The sequence below is a fragment of the Abyssibacter sp. genome (assembly GCF_964229365.1).
GTDB lineage: Bacteria > Pseudomonadota > Gammaproteobacteria > Nevskiales > OUC007 > Abyssibacter.
Genome location: NZ_CAXRDQ010000035.1, coordinates 23,070 through 34,942, shown reverse-complemented (window position 1 = coordinate 34,942; position 11,873 = coordinate 23,070). Strand labels below are relative to the sequence as shown.

The following is an 11,873-nucleotide window of genomic DNA, read 5'->3' as shown; positions in this document are numbered from 1 at the left end:
CCGGGGATCAGAGATGGCTGAACATCCGCTGATGAGCAAGCACCTGAAGATGGCCATCTACTTTGCAGATCCACACGCCCCCTGGCAGCGCGGCAGCAACGAGAACATCAACGGCCTGCTGCGGCAGTACTTCCCAAAGGGCACCGACCTATCAGGCGTGAGCTAGGTCCGATTGAACGACGTTGCGTGGCTGCTGAATACCCGGCCAAGAAAACGTTTTGACTTTCAGACTCCGCAGGAGCTTTTCGACCAAGCAACGGCGGATTACCTCAATCATGTTGCGCTTGATTCTTGAATCCAAGCTGACCCCATGTTTTGTGTTTTGTGCTCTTCTCCCTTGAAACGAAGGAGAAGTCAAAACCGCCTTTCCTTGATTCGAGCACTCAACAACGCAACGCCGGTGCCAAGGAGTAAAATTCCGAGTATAAAAACTAACAGTCTGCAGAACAGATAATAGGCCTTCCAGGTCGAGTACTCGCCAAAGCCTTCTTCCAGATAGAACTTCGATGCTCTTGACGCCTCAAGAATTGTCTCCAAGTGAAACATGGAGACGATCTCACTTAGCGTCAAAGAGAACCCGAGGCCAAGAACGACGATCGCTAGAATTGTCAAGAGACCACGCTGCAAGCCCTTCTTCGTTGAATTCATAAAAGCGTCGCCGAACTAAGGAAACGGAAGCGGAGCAACGTATCCCAGCGCTCCCAGAGCGGCGCACGCCGTAGCCTGCGCTATACCTTTGGGAAGCATCATGGCCCGGGATTTACGGTGACACCTTACCAATTGTACTAATTTAATCTGAATTAGTAAGACGTCACCGCAATTTCGTAAGTCATTGCGCATATATGAGATTCTACTTTGAAAGCATTTCATGAAGAGATTCAGAGATCACCCCCACCTTAGAAACTTCACGCCAATCAGAAACGCCACTACGACGACAAATACTGCCACCCATACGACTAAATATTTTGCGCGCTCAGCCATTATTAGTTGCAACCTGCTCCGCATTTGTCGAAATCAATTTACGGTGACGCCTCACCAATTACACTAATTTAATCTGCTCCGAGTCAGGGTTTTCCTTGCGTCGCCGCCCGCGTTTCCCCGGCCTCAACTGAACGCCCATCACCTTCTCCCGTACAACCAGCGTGTCGTCATCCACCAAGGGCCGTCCAATGCTCTGCCCTGACGCTAGATTTCTTTCCCGAACCTCATTCGCCGCAGGGCTGAAAAACTCTTGTGGGTTCTCGATGCGCTCAAGAAATGGTTTGACCTTGACCAAGCTGTCGCCCTGACCCGCCAGGTGTGCCGGCGCGCTTGACCACTGCCGGGCATCAGGCCGTTCGAGCAGATTCGCCTTGACCGGATTCATGGCCACGTAGCGAAATGCTCTGCGGGGAGGTGCGCTTCGTCCATCGCGACGAGACAATCCATCAGACGACGATGGTGTCAGGATGAGGTGAACGTGGTTCGGCATGAAACAATAGCTCCACACCTCTATCCCTTGCATTCCGCAGTTCTCGGCGAGAATGTCCCGATAAACCGCATAGTCATCGTCAACCAAGAAAATGCGTTGGCGACGATTACCCCGCTGCGTGATGTGGCGCGGATAGTGGGGGAGACGATCCATTCTGCCAGCATAGCGATCAATCAGTGCTATTAGTAAGGTGTCACCGTAAATTCCGTAAATCTTAAATAAAGGTGTCACCGTAAATTAGCAACCGCCGTTGCATGTGATCGGCTGAGACCGAAGCCTTAACCAAAAAGCCCCGCACGCCATCTCCATCCTTGGCACGCGGGGCTTTGTGTATCGGGCCGAATTACGCCGCCGCCCGGAAGTCCAGCTTCTCCCGCACCGCGCATTGCGGGCAGGCCCAATCGGCCGGGATGGCCTGCCACGACGTTCCTGGCTTGAAGCCTTCGTCCGGGCAGCCCTGCGATTCGTCATACACGTAGTCGCAGTTCGGGCAGGCGTGGCGGGTGGCGGCGGATGACGCCACCGTCGAGGCCGGCGCCTCCTCGACCGTCGGGACGCCGACGCGTGACGACGCCGACGAGGACCAGCGGGCCAGCAGCGCTTCCCGGCGTGGTGCATGCAGGTGCGCATGCGTCAGGTCGCCGCCGTGGTGCGCGGCCACCTTCGGGTTCATCAGCCGGAACCACAGTGGCGGTATGTAGGCCGCCAGAATCATGGTCGCGTAGCCGGCGGGCAGCTGGGGCGCATCCGCAAAATGGCGCAGGCTTTGGTAGCGACGCGTCGGGTTGGCGTGATGATCCGAATGCCGCTGCAACTGGTACAGGAACAGGTTGGTCACGACATGATTGCTGTTCCAGGAATGGCATGGCTGGCAGCGCTCGTACCGACCGCTTTCGAGCTTCTGGCGCAGCAGGCCATAGTGTTCCAGGTAGTTGACGACTTCCAGCAGCGAGAACCCGTAAATCGCCTGCACGGCGAGAAACGCCAACGCCCATGGACCCAGGGCGATCGTCAGCGCGCCGAACAGCACCATGGTCATCGCCCAGGCCTGAAGGTTCTCGTTGTTGCGAGACCACACGGACTCGCCCTTGCGTGTCAGACGATCGCGTTCGATCCGCCACGCAGACCGCGCGCTGCCCACCACCGACCGCGGCAGAAACGCCCAGAAGGCTTCGCCCATCCGCGAGCTGGCCGGATCTTCCGGCGTCGCCACATGACGGTGATGGCCCTTGTTGTGTTCGATGAAGAAGTGTCCATAGGCCACCGGCGCCAGAGTGATCTTCGCCAGCCAGCGTTCCAACCGGCCCGTCTTGTGCCCGAGCTCATGCGCAGTGTTGATGCCCACGCCATTGACCATGCCCGTCGTCACGATCAGCCCCAACAGTCCCCACCACGGCAGTCCCGCTGTTACCGCAAGCCAGGTGGCGATCCCGGTCACGATGTATTGGCTGGGGATATAGGCGTAGACGATGTTGCGGTAGTAGCGATCCGCTTCCAGCGCAGCAACGGCGGTTTCGGGCGCGTTGACGCGATCGTCGCCGATCAACACATCGAGTAACGGCACGGCCCCGTAAAAGAAGACCGGCAACGCGAACAGCAGCAGCGGAGAGGCGCCCAACGCAACGGCCGCCACCGACATCAGACCGAGCAACGGCAACGCCGGGCTGAGCAACCAGAACCAGCGTTTGCCATCTACCCAGGAGGCCGCGGTAGAGGCGATGGACGACTGAACTGAAGATTCGATGGACGTGGCACGCATGCGCTTGGCCTCGTATGAAGTGAGGCTGCATCGTGCTGGACCTGGCCGCGATATTCCGGTCATTATGCGCCAACTATCGGTCATAATGCGCCATGCAGCCATCTGATTACCTTGTCCCCGCGCGCTACTACGCACGCATCGCCGAGCTGTTTGCCAGCGACGGCCTGGACCTCACAGCCCTGCTGGAGTCGGTGGGATTGTCCATGCCGGCGCTGGCGAGACCGGAGGCGCAGATTCGCGTATCCGACGTGGACAGGCTCCTCGTCCGGGCGGCGGAGATTTCTTCACGCAGCGACCTGGGTTTCGAGCTCGGTAAACGCCTGTCGGCCAGCTCGCACAGCTTTGTCGGTTTCGGCATGCTCAACAGCCGCAACCTCGATCAGGCGCTGCGCTTCGAGGCGCAGTATTTCGGCCTGATCATGCCCAGCTTTCGGATGCGCTACGCCAATGACGGCGAAACCGGCGAGGTCCGGCTGACACCACGTATCGCCATGAGCCACGTCAGTCTGGCGTTCCACCTGGAGGCGATCGGCATGGCTGCGATCCGCGAGATCGATGACCTCACCGGTCACCGTCGCCCGCCCTGCCGACTTCGGCTGTCGATCATGCCGCCGCCGCACGTGCGGCTTTATGACCGCATTCCCAACCTGCGTTATGAATTCGGCGCCGACCTCGGCGCCACACCGGGCGTGTCGCTGACCTTATTGGGCAATCCGAGGGAATTCCCGTTGGCGATGGCCGATCCGCATGCTCGCGCCGTCGCCGAGAGCCGCTGCCAGGCCATGCTTGATCAGGTCACGCGCGCCCGTGCCTTCGCGGACTGGGTTGCCATGACCCTGCGCGAAGTCAGCGGCGCATTGCCCACGCTGGATGAACTCGCGGCCACGCTGAATATTTCGCCGCGCACGCTGAACCGCTACCTCGCACGCGAGGGCACGACGTTCCGAACCCTCGCCGGAAAGATTCAGCACGACCTCGCGTGCGAGCGGCTCGCCGGCCAAACCCAGAGCGTGACCGAAGTGGCCTACTCGCTTGGCTTCTCCGACAGTTCGAACTTCGCCCGCGCGTTCCGGGCGCGCGAGGGTTGCAGCCCACGTACCTACCAGCGCCGGAAGGCGTTGATGAAACTGGTCGACTCGGCGTAACCCAGGCGGTTCGCAATCTGATCAATAGACAGGCGCGGGCCGGCCAGATATTCGTCCGCGAGCGCTAGGCGAACTAGAGGAACTAAGGACAGCAAAGCCTCAACCGGCATGTGCGACGAATGACTGCAACCGTCGGGCTACCGCCTAGACGCTGGTTCGACAACTGGCGTGTCGTGGAACTTCCGGAACGCGATTTTTCGACGGCGGCGCCGTGCCCAGGCAGCTCCGTCACTCCGAAAGCGGGTAGTTCTCGCGCCAGTAATCGGCGTAGCGATAGTGCCGATTTTCGGCCAGCGCTCGCTCGCCAAACCGCAACGCGAGCGCGTCGCCGTAGCTCGCGTTGTCCCCGTCCTCCAGCACAGCGGCGTACAACAGCGTTCCTTCGGTGACCCAATTCTGGCTTTCGAAGTCACGGGTGCTGACACTCGCCGGAATCGTCGGAATTTGAAGCGTCGCGTGCGAACTCGGCAGGTAGAACGTCCATCGGCGAAAATTGCTGTAGCCCTCGTCGTAAAGCTCGACCAGCACGCGAATGAGCGGACCGACAGAGGGCAAGTCGCCAGAGAATCTGAGCTCAGCGGTAACCTGATCATGAACGATGTCCGTGATCGCCAACGAAGGTGTATTCAGGTGCAACTGTGCAGGTAGTGCTGTTGATAGCTGGGACACGTACGAGCCCAGAAGAAGGAAGCTGTCATGTGTGTCGCTATCAACCGTAGTCGTCCCGTTGAACCCACCTAACAGGCGGTAAGTTGGCAGCACGACCTGATCGGCAAGAAAAACGGTTCCGGCCCGCTGAGTTTCGTCGGCCGGGCCGAAGCCCAGTTCGAACAGACTCCCGGCCCGGTCATAGCCGAAGATTTGGATGCCGCCGACCTTCTCCTCAGACGTCCACGGGTGAGCGGCGTAGGCGATGCTCCGATTGATGACGACCAGTTCGCCGTCTGCCGGGCTCGGCACGGCGGCGAATCCGTACAGCGTTCCAACATCGGGGTACGCGTATATCTGGCCATCTGGGCGCTCGTCTACCAGGACGCCGTCGCCGATCATGATCGGGACCGTGCCATCAACGCTTTCGTGCATGTCACAGACAGCCTGGCTCGGAAACTCGATGGATTCATCATCCGTTGTCACGACGGACGAACGCGGATAGAGCCGGATATATTCGCCGTCGTTCGTTTCCGAAGTGACCGAGATGTTCCGTAGCCCTTCGCAGGGGACGAAGGGTTCGGAGACGCTGTTATCGCGTGGCAAGACACGGATGACATACTCATCCTCCGGGACGTCGATCAGCGTGATGCGCCGCGCGCCGACAACGGTCGTAAGCGTGACACGCTCACGACCGACATCGCCAAACCGAGCGTAGCCGTCGGCGTCGCTCGTCAGCATGCGCTCAACAGATCGACCATCCGGGCCGTGCAACAGCACGCTGACGCCACTGACTGGCGCAAGGTTGGAATCGTGTCGTACCGTCCGAACGACGAGCTCTCCGCTCGAAATGGGTGGTTCGCCATCGGACGGTGCGCTCTCGCCACCCCCGCCGCCACAGGCGCCGAGGGCAAGGACGGCAAGCGTAAGAAGGGCTGGGAACAAGTGACGCATGCGAGGTGGGATCATCGGTTAAAGTCACGGTGGGTGAGCCGATGCGGAGGTTCGGCTATTCGGGATCTCTGACGGCAACGTCATCATCCGCGGCTTGCAGGTGCCTCGACCCGGTTGCGAAAAATGCGCCGTTTCCAGGGCGATGATATAGGTTTTGACGCTGCTTTGGACAACATTGGATTCATCGAGCCTGAAATGCAGGTTCTGAATCTTGAACAACCCATGCTGTTCGTGAACAAGCGGGTGGGTTTGCAGCGCTAGCTTGATCTTTCTGCGACCACTCTCTAAACCCGATGGCTCAACCGGTAGGCATGCGGCGTGACACCGTGCCACCGCCGGAAGGCGTTGATGAAGCTGGTGGACTCGGCGTAACCCAGCCGGTTCGCAATCTGATCAATAGACAGGCGCGGGCCGGCCAGATATTCGTCCGCAAGCGCCTGGCGCACCTCGTCGCGCAGCTCGGCGTAGGTCGTGCCTTCTTCCTGCAGGCGACGGCGCAGGGTGCGCGGAATCATGTGCAAACCACCGGCGATCTCGGCCATCGTCGCGCGCTCCGCCAGACGTGCGGCGATACGCTCGCGCACGCGCCCGGCCAGGCCGCTGCGCGGCGCACGGGCATCGAGAATCGACCGGCATTGCGTCTCCGCGGCCTGGCGAGCCAGATCGTTGGCCTGAGGCAGACGACGCTCGAGGGCCGCACGGTCGAGCAGCGCTTCGTTCGCCACCGCATCGAATTGCGGGGCTAATCCGTAGAACGCCTGATAAGCGGCAGCGGCCTGCCTCGGCGCCGGATAGCGGAACGACAGCGCGTCGATCACCGGCTGGGGGCCAAAAATGTCCCGCTGCAAGGTGATGAAGGCGGCCGAATCACGCTCCACGATGAACCGCCGCAACGCCGGCGGCAGCTCCCCGTCGTCCAGGCGCAGCCGGGTTTGGGCGCCCTGATCGCTCACCGCGAACTGGGTGAAGGCAAAGGTCAGATGGAAGTAGCGCAGCCCGATGGTCATGGCTTCGCGCATGGTCTGGCTGCTCACCATCGCAAACCCGAGCGCCCCAAACGCGGTGAAGTGATAGCGCCGCCCAGCGTCGATACCCAGCGCCTGTTCGTCGCCCAGGGCATCGACCAGGTTGGCGATCAGCCGAAGCTCTTGCTGCGCGCCGACGACCACGTCGGGGTTGTTGAGCTGATCCGCCGAAACCTGGGTGCCGGCAAGCACGGTCGCAGACGGCACGCCGCGTTCGAGCGCCAGTTCGGTCATCAACCGCATGCTGGTCACGGCGCGATCGAAATTCCATGCCGGCATGGATGCCCCCTCGCGAGCACTGTCCTATTTTATTGATATTTTGTCCTCTAACAGGCTCGCCGCACAAGTCGCGGCGCTCTACAGTGGCGATCAACAAGAACAGCTGGCGCAGGAGGAGAGCGACATGGCTGCTACCAGACCCGGCCCTGATGGGCCGACGACCCCGCATATCGTCATTATCGGCACCGGCTTCGGCGGCCTTGGCATGGCCATGCAGCTCAAACGCGCGGGCATCGAGTCGTTCACGATGCTGGAGAAAGCCGGAAGCATCGGCGGCACTTGGCGGGACAACACCTACCCCGGCGCTGCCTGCGATGTGCAGTCGCACCTTTATTCCTACTCCTTCGAGCCCAAGAGCGACTGGACCCGCAAGTTCGGCCTGCAACCGGAAATTCGTTCGTACATGGAAAGCTGCGCGACCAAATACGGGCTGCACGCGCACATCCGGTTCAATCAGGAGGTCGCCTCGGCCGAGTTCGACAAGACCAGCGGGCTCTGGGTTATCCAGACCGCGGGCGGCGAGGCCATCCACGCCCGTGTACTGATCAGCGCGGTGGGGCAGCTCAACCAGCCGATGTACCCGAAGATCAAGGGCCTCGACCGCTTTCGGGGCGAGGCCTTTCACTCGGCCCGCTGGAATCACGATGCCGACCTCACCGGCAAATCCGTCGCGGTGATCGGCACCGGCGCCAGCGCCATCCAGTTCGTGCCGCAGATCGTGCCCAAGGTGAAGGAACTCAAGCTGTTTCAGCGTTCGGGCGCGTGGGTCATCCCCAAGGCTGACCGGCCCTTTACGGGCTTCGAGCAGTGGCTGTTCGAGACGGTGCCGATGACCGATCGGCTCTATCGAGGGCTGATCTACTGGAAAAACGAGGTCCGCGCACTCGGCTTCACCCGCTTCGGCGGTCTGCTGGAGGCCTGGGCGTGGCTCAGTCGCCGCAGCCTGCGGCGGCAGGTCAGAGACCCCGCCAAGCGCGAGAAGCTCACCCCCAAGTACAAGATTGGTTGCAAGCGCTTGCTGATCTCCAACGACTGGTTTCCGGCCATGGATCAGGACCATGTGGACATCGTCACCGACGGCATTGACCACGTGGACGAATCCGCCATCGTCACCAGCGACGGCCAGCGCCATGAGGTGGATGCGATCATCTACGGCACCGGCTTCCAGGCCACGGAATTCCTGACCCCCATGAAGATCACCGGCCTCGACGGCGTTGATCTCAACACGGCATGGAAAGACGGCGCCGAAGCCTACAAGGGCATGTCGGTCTCCGGCTTTCCCAACCTGTTCATCCTGTACGGCCCGAACACCAACCTCGCTCACAGCTCCATCATCTTCATGCTGGAGGCGCAGGTCCGCTACGTGATGCAATGCATCCGCATGCTGCTGGACCCCGGCCTGGCCTTCATGAACGTGAAGATGAGCGAGCAGCGCAAGTATGGCGAGCAGATGCAGGCACAGCTCAAGCGCAGTGTCTGGGTGGCGGGCTGCAATTCCTGGTACGTCAACGAGACGGGCAAGGTCACGAACAACTGGCCGGGGTTCACGTTCAGCTTCCGGCTCATGACCGGCAAGCTGGATTTGCAGGACTACGAGCTGCAGCCCGCCACTGGATCGAGTCGCTAAGCCATGGTCCGCGCCTTCAAGGCTCTGGTTCGCGGCTTGCTCAAACCGGTGCTGTCACCGCGCGTGCCGGTGCGCTGGCAACGACGCCTGGGCAGTTTGATCGGCTTGTCCCTGCGCGGGCCTGCTGGCGCGGTCTACCGCGAGCGGCGCTGGGCCGGCGTGCCGGTGCTGGACATCGCCCCGGCTGTCGGCACCCCGACATTGGGCGTGCTGTTCCTGCACGGCGGTGGTTATGTGATGGGCGGCTTTGGCAGCCACCGCAAGCTGGCGGCAGCCATTGGCGAGGCCGCCGGCGCGCGGGTCTGGTTGCCGGAGTACCGTCTTGCGCCCGAGCATCCGCACCCGGCGGCGCTCACCGATGCGCTCGCGGTCTACGCCGAACTGCTGGAACAGGGGCAGCCCGCCGATCGTCTGGTGATTGCTGGCGATTCCGCCGGTGGCGGCCTGAGCCTGACCCTGGCCGGGGCCATCCGCGATGCCGGATTGCCGATGCCGGCAGCGCTGGTGCTGATCTCGCCGTGGACGGATCTGAGCCTTAGCGGTCCCAGCATCGCGAGCCATGCCCGGCGCGACCCCATGGTCAGCCCCGCTTGGCTGCGTGCCTGCAGCGAAGCCTACCGCGCCGGCACGGCGAAGACGGACACCGCTTGCTCCCCTTTGTTCGCGAATCTTGCCGGCTTGCCGCCGGTGCTGATCCAGGTCGGCTCGGAGGAGATTCTGCTCTCCGACGCCCTACGCCTGCGCGACCGCCTGCGGCTGACTGGCGGTGATTGCGAACTGCGGCAATTCGCCGGACTGTGGCATGTCTTCCAGCTGCACTATGGGTGGCTGGATGCGGCGGATGAGGCCGTGGAGCAGATCGGGCAATTCATCAAGAACAAGACAGCGCGACTGGCCCAGGCGGCCTGATGGAGGAGGACACATGGACGAGCACGATTACGACTACATCATTGTCGGCTCCGGTTTCGGCGGCAGCGTGTCGGCCTACCGGCTGAGCGAAAAGGGCTACAAGGTGCTGGTGGTGGAACAAGGACGTCGCTGGACGCCCGAAAACCTGCCCCGGACCAACTGGCGCATCTGGAATTACCTATGGATGCCGCTGCTGGCACTGAAGGGGTTTCTGCGCCTGCGACTGTTCAAGCACGTGATGATCCTGCACGGCAACGCCGTGGGCGGCGGCTCCATCACCTATGCCCAAACCCTGCTCGTGCCGCCGGACTCGGTGTGGGATGAAGGCAACTGGGCGGGCCTGGATCAGTGGCAACGCACGATGCCGGCCCACTACGCCACCGCCAAGCGCATGCTGGGCGTGACCGAGAACAAGCGCCCCGGCCCGGCCGACGCCAGGCTCAAGGACATGGCGCAGGCAGCCGGCGTCGAGGACAGCTTCTACTACACGCAGGTTGGCGTGTTCTTCGGCAACGAGGACGACGAACCGGGCCAAACCGTGCCGGACCCGTACTTTGGCGGCGACGGCCCGGAGCGCACGTCCTGCCTCGGCTGCGGTGCCTGCATGGTCGGCTGCCGTCACGGCGCCAAGAACACGCTGGACAAGAACTACCTGTACTTGGCCGAACGCCAGGGCGCCGAAGTACGGGCAGAAACCCAGGTGGTCGATGTGCGGCCGGCGGGCGCTGCGGACGGTGCCGATGGCTATGTCGTGACCACCGTTCCGAGCTTTGCTCGCCTGTTCAGAACGCGCAGCACGGTCACGGCCAGGCATGTCGTATTCGCCGCCTCGTCGCTGGGCACGCAGGAACTGCTGTTCGCGCTCAAGGACACCGGTTCGCTACCCCATGTCTCGGACGATCTCGGCAAACGGGTTCGCACCAATGCCGAATCGATTCTGGGCGTGCGCTACCCCGGCACGCAGCAAGATCTGTCCAGAGGCGTCGCAATCGGCTCGGGCATCTACATCGACAAGCACACGCATATCGAGGCGGTGCGGTACCCCGATGGCTCCAACCTCATGAGCGGGCTGTTCACCGTGTTAACGGGCGGTCGCTCCGGGCCGGTGCGCGTGCTGTACTGGCTGGCGGCGATGCTGAAGCTGCTGGTGACCCGACCGATTGCCGGGCTGCGCGCCATCCTGCCGTATCGCTGGTCGCGGGAAACCGTGATCTTTCTGGTCATGCAGACGCTGGACGGCCACATCAACATGCGCTGGCAACGGCCGTGGTACTGGCCGTTCCGGAAAACGCTCACCAGCCACGGCGACCGGATTCCGACCTTCATCCCCGAGGCCAACGCCTTCACCGAGAAGGCGGCCAAGGCCACCGGCGGTGTCGGCCTGTCGTCGCTGAGCGAAATTGCCTTCAACGTGCCGATGACCGCGCATTGCATGGGCGGCTGCGCCATGGCGGATTCGCCCGAACACGGCGTCATCGACGCGCAGAACCGGGTGTTCAACTACCAGGGGCTTTACGTGGTCGACGGCTCGATGCTCAGCGCCAACCTGGGCGTGAACCCAAGCCTGACCATCACCGCGCTGGCGGAACGGGCGATGAGCTTCATCCCCGCCAAAAACGCCGCCACGGTGAAGCAGGCGGCATGAACCGCTACGCCCGCTACCTGTTCACGGTCGCCGCCCTGTTCAACGTAATCGTGGCGGCATCACTGCTACTTGCCTGGCCGCAGATGCAGCAACTTTTGCAGCTAGCCCCCGCCGAGGGCAGCAACCGCTTGCTGGTCAATCTTTGCGGCGTGCTCGTCCTGACCTTTGGCTATGCCTACTACATGGCCGGGCGTGATCCGGTGCGCTATCGGCCGTACATCGTGCTGGGAGTCATCGGCAAAATGCTGGTCGTTGCCACGGCCTTGCCGGTCCTGGTCACTGGCCGCCAGGGCTATCTACTGGGCTGGCTCACCATGGGCGACCTGATCTTTGCCGCCTTGTTTGTGGATTTTCTGCTCAAGCGCAGCTCGCCACCCGGCCCGATTCTGGGCCGGCGATAAGCACCGGGAG

Annotated in this window: 9 protein-coding genes and 1 pseudogene; 6 read left to right on the top strand and 4 right to left on the bottom strand. The window is 62.0% G+C overall.

What is annotated here, in order from left to right:
- A pseudogene (locus ACE1EY_RS05845) lies at positions 1–295 on the top strand (IS30 family transposase); the annotation flags it as partial.
- 744 nt (positions 296–1,039) lie between these two features.
- Here ACE1EY_RS05845 and ACE1EY_RS05840 read toward each other — a convergent pair.
- Both ACE1EY_RS05840 and ACE1EY_RS05835 read right to left on the bottom strand, forming a co-directional pair.
- Positions 1,040–1,624 (bottom strand): transposase, encoded by a 585-nt coding sequence (locus ACE1EY_RS05840; protein WP_370299680.1) that lies wholly within the window; start codon positions 1,622–1,624, stop codon positions 1,040–1,042.
- A 190-nt stretch (positions 1,625–1,814) separates the two neighbouring features.
- Positions 1,815–3,230 (bottom strand): fatty acid desaturase, encoded by a 1,416-nt coding sequence (locus tag ACE1EY_RS05835; protein WP_370299679.1) that lies wholly within the window; start codon positions 3,228–3,230, stop codon positions 1,815–1,817.
- 92 nt (positions 3,231–3,322) lie between these two features.
- Here ACE1EY_RS05835 and ACE1EY_RS05830 point away from each other — a divergent pair, with 92 nt between their 5' ends.
- Positions 3,323–4,375: an AraC family transcriptional regulator gene (locus tag ACE1EY_RS05830; RefSeq protein WP_291514547.1), complete on the top strand. Its 1,053-nt coding sequence runs from the start codon at positions 3,323–3,325 to the stop codon at positions 4,373–4,375.
- Positions 4,376–4,603: 228 nt separating this feature from the next.
- Here the strand turns inward: ACE1EY_RS05830 and ACE1EY_RS05825 are convergent, their stop codons facing one another.
- Together ACE1EY_RS05825 and ACE1EY_RS05820 are read right to left on the bottom strand one after the other, a co-directional pair.
- The gene (locus tag ACE1EY_RS05825; RefSeq protein WP_370299677.1) at positions 4,604–5,764 is read right to left on the bottom strand and encodes a hypothetical protein; all 1,161 of its coding nucleotides are present in this window, start codon (positions 5,762–5,764) and stop codon (positions 4,604–4,606) included.
- 497 nt (positions 5,765–6,261) lie between these two features.
- On the bottom strand, positions 6,262–7,281 hold the full coding sequence (locus ACE1EY_RS05820) for an AraC family transcriptional regulator ligand-binding domain-containing protein (protein ID WP_370299676.1): 1,020 nt from the start codon (positions 7,279–7,281) through the stop codon (positions 6,262–6,264).
- A 124-nt stretch (positions 7,282–7,405) separates the two neighbouring features.
- On the opposite strand from ACE1EY_RS05820, the gene ACE1EY_RS05815 reads away from it, so the two are divergent.
- From ACE1EY_RS05815 to ACE1EY_RS05800, 4 genes are read left to right on the top strand one after another with little or no spacing between them, the layout of a single operon-like run.
- On the top strand, positions 7,406–8,908 hold the full coding sequence (locus tag ACE1EY_RS05815; RefSeq protein ID WP_370299675.1) for a flavin-containing monooxygenase: 1,503 nt from the start codon (positions 7,406–7,408) through the stop codon (positions 8,906–8,908).
- A gap of 3 nt (positions 8,909–8,911) precedes the next feature.
- Positions 8,912–9,817: an alpha/beta hydrolase fold domain-containing protein gene (locus ACE1EY_RS05810; RefSeq protein ID WP_370299674.1), complete on the top strand. Its 906-nt coding sequence runs from the start codon at positions 8,912–8,914 to the stop codon at positions 9,815–9,817.
- Positions 9,818–9,830: 13 nt separating this feature from the next.
- Positions 9,831–11,462: a GMC oxidoreductase gene (locus ACE1EY_RS05805; RefSeq protein WP_370299673.1), complete on the top strand. Its 1,632-nt coding sequence runs from the start codon at positions 9,831–9,833 to the stop codon at positions 11,460–11,462.
- A complete protein-coding gene (locus ACE1EY_RS05800) occupies positions 11,459–11,863 on the top strand; it encodes a hypothetical protein (protein ID WP_370299672.1) in 405 nt (134 codons plus the stop codon). Before ACE1EY_RS05805 ends, ACE1EY_RS05800 begins: the two co-directional genes overlap by 4 nt.
- Positions 11,864–11,873 lie beyond the last annotated feature (10 nt).

Excerpts from the sequence above, each read along its gene's own strand:
- ACE1EY_RS05805 (WP_370299673.1), top strand. The coding sequence starts at position 9,831 with ATGGACGAGCACGATTACGACTACATCATTGTCGGCTCCGGTTTCGGC.
- ACE1EY_RS05840 (WP_370299680.1), bottom strand. The coding sequence starts at position 1,624 with ATGGATCGTCTCCCCCACTATCCGCGCCACATCACGCAGCGGGGTAAT.
- ACE1EY_RS05825 (WP_370299677.1), bottom strand. The coding sequence starts at position 5,764 with ATGCTGACGAGCGACGCCGACGGCTACGCTCGGTTTGGCGATGTCGGT.
- ACE1EY_RS05820 (WP_370299676.1), bottom strand. The coding sequence starts at position 7,281 with ATGCCGGCATGGAATTTCGATCGCGCCGTGACCAGCATGCGGTTGATG.
- ACE1EY_RS05830 (WP_291514547.1), top strand. The coding sequence starts at position 3,323 with ATGCAGCCATCTGATTACCTTGTCCCCGCGCGCTACTACGCACGCATC.
- ACE1EY_RS05810 (WP_370299674.1), top strand. The coding sequence starts at position 8,912 with ATGGTCCGCGCCTTCAAGGCTCTGGTTCGCGGCTTGCTCAAACCGGTG.
- ACE1EY_RS05835 (WP_370299679.1), bottom strand. The coding sequence starts at position 3,230 with ATGCGTGCCACGTCCATCGAATCTTCAGTTCAGTCGTCCATCGCCTCT.
- ACE1EY_RS05815 (WP_370299675.1), top strand. The coding sequence starts at position 7,406 with ATGGCTGCTACCAGACCCGGCCCTGATGGGCCGACGACCCCGCATATC.
- ACE1EY_RS05800 (WP_370299672.1), top strand. The coding sequence starts at position 11,459 with ATGAACCGCTACGCCCGCTACCTGTTCACGGTCGCCGCCCTGTTCAAC.